The organism is Massilia phosphatilytica (assembly GCF_977014125.1).
Window position 1 is genome coordinate 1 of record NZ_CDRNIL010000097.1, and the last position, 2,313, is coordinate 2,313.

Sequence of the window (2,313 nt, forward strand, 5' to 3'; positions counted from 1 at the left end):
CGGGGCAGTTTGCCGATCGACGGCGTAGCGCAGGCATTGCGTGACCCATACCGTGCGCACGCCGAGGCCGCTCGGCGCGCTTGAGGTTCACGAGCGTGTCCTCGACGAGGATGCAGCGGCGCCGCGAGACCGTGGCGGCGCAGCAGGCGGCGCAGCATCAGCTTCGACGGTTTTCGGGGCGCAGCGGCGTGCGCCGCGCACCGTCCATTTCGACACGCGGCGGTGCGCGAACTGGCGCTGCAGCCCGATGTGGCGCACGATGCCGGTCGAATACGCCTGTCGCGGCGTTCGTCAGCAGCATCTTGCGGCCCGGGAGGCGGCGCAGCATGCGGTCCAGGCGGCGCTCGCAGCCACCAGGTCGCTGCAGCGCGCCGATGTCGTGCGTCTGGCGCAGAAGTCGGCGACATTCGACGCGGTGGTGGCGATTCTCACGCCCAGCAACGTGCCGTAGCGCTTCCAGTAGCCGACCGGGCCGCGTTGACGGCTTCCTGGCGCACGCCGTCGCCGAGCACGCGGTGCGATATACGTGTTCATGTCGGCGCTGATCGCGCGCGACGGTGTCGCGCAATGTGTTGTCGAGGTCGAACAGCCAGACGGGAGAGGAGCTTGGCACGGGGAAGCAAAAAGCGGGATCCGCGATTATAGACAGCATCACGGACGAAAAGTAAAGGGTCCGACGAACGGACCTTCTCTGAATTCTGGTGAGTGGGGTCCGCCCACGTTCCGCGGGGGCCGCGGTTTCGCTTGCAAGCGAAACCGCGGCCCGCGGAACGTGGGCGAGCCCCGTCCGCTCCGCCAGAATTCAGAGAAGGGTCCGATTCGTCGGACCCTTTTTCTTTTTCGTCCGTGATCCTGTCTATAATCGCGGATCCCTCTGTCCGTTTTCCTTTCCCGTGCCCAAGTCTTCCTCTCCCGTCTGGCTGTTCGACCTCGACAACACATTGCACGACGCGTCGCACGCGATCTTCCCGGCGATCAGCGCCAACATGAACACGTATATCGCGCGCGTGCTCGGCGACGGCGTCACGCCGGCGAGCCCGGAAGCCGTCAACGCGGCCCGGGTCGGCTACTGGAAGCGCTACGGCGCCACGTTGCTGGGCATGATCCGCCACCACCGCGTCGATGCGGCCGACTTCCTGCGCCAGACGCACGACATCGGCGCGCTGCACGACCTGGTGCGCTACGAGCGCGGCCTGGAGCGCATGCTGCGCCGCCTCCCGGGCCGCAAGATCCTGCTGACGAACGCGCCGACGGCGTATTCGACCGGCATCGTGCGCCACATCGGGCTGCAGCGCCAGTTCGCGCACCACGTGTCGATCGAAGACATGCGCGTGCACGGCCAGCTGCGCCCGAAACCGTCGAAGCTGATGCTGCGCCGCCTGCTGCGCCGCCACGGTCTCGCAGCCAGCCGCTGCATCCTCGTCGAGGACACGCTCGTGAACCTCAAGCGCGCCAAGCAGCTCGGCGTGCGCACGGTATGGGTCACGCAATACCTGCGCTACGCCGATCCGATCGGCAAAGCCCCGCTGCCGAAGATGGTCAAACGCCCCGGTTACGTCGATGTCAAAGTAAAATCCGTTCTTCGGCTGCCCGCGCACCTGCGTCGGCTCGCACATCGACCACACACGGAAAACGTCTAAGAACATGGCAAGCACCAAGCCTGGCCAACGCAAACAGCAGATCCTCCAGGCCCTGGCGGCCATGCTCGAACATCCGAAGGGCGAGAAGATCACGACGGCGGCGCTGGCCGCCCGGCTGTCGGTGTCGGAAGCGGCCCTGTACCGGCATTTCGCCAGCAAGGCGCAGATGTTCGAAGGCCTGATCGAATTCATCGAGGCGACCGTGTTCACCCTGTTCAACCAGGCCGCGGAGCGCGAGGACAACGGCGTCGCCCGCGCGCATGCGATGCTGCAGATCCTGCTGTCGTTCGCCGCCAACAATCCCGGCATGACGCGCGTGCTGATCGGTGACGCCCTCGTCGGCGAGGACGATCGCCTGGTCCTGCGCATGAACCAGTTCTACGACAAGATCGAGCTGGCGTTCAAACAGGCGCTGCGCGTGGCCGCCACGCAGGGCCACGGACGCGAGGAAGACGTGGCCGCGCGCGCCGCCATGCTCGTCGCCTACGTGACGGGACGCTGGCACCGCTACGCCAAGAGCGGCTTCAAACAGCACCCGACCGAGAACAGTCCGCTGCAGCTGGCCCTGCTGCTCGCCGCCTGAATCCCCGCATGGACGACCAAGGTGCTGGATCATCCAACTAACTCCTCCGTTTTAACCTTAGCAATACGTAACTGAACGAGTAGGTTACAG

Annotated in this window: 3 protein-coding genes; all 3 read left to right on the forward strand. The window is 65.8% G+C overall.

The features are described from left to right. Positions 1-259 precede the first annotated feature (259 nt). Positions 260-451: a hypothetical protein gene (locus ACWNCF_RS03275; RefSeq protein WP_449406000.1), complete on the forward strand. Its 192-nt coding sequence runs from the start codon at positions 260-262 to the stop codon at positions 449-451. 442 nt (positions 452-893) lie between these two features. Then, a complete protein-coding gene (locus ACWNCF_RS03280; RefSeq protein WP_449406001.1) occupies positions 894-1,640 on the forward strand; it encodes an HAD-IA family hydrolase in 747 nt (248 codons plus the stop codon). Positions 1,641-1,644: 4 nt separating this feature from the next. Further along, positions 1,645-2,223, forward strand: a complete 579-nt coding sequence (slmA, locus tag ACWNCF_RS03285) for a nucleoid occlusion factor SlmA (protein WP_449406002.1) — start codon at positions 1,645-1,647, stop codon at positions 2,221-2,223. Positions 2,224-2,313: the final 90 nt, after the last annotated feature.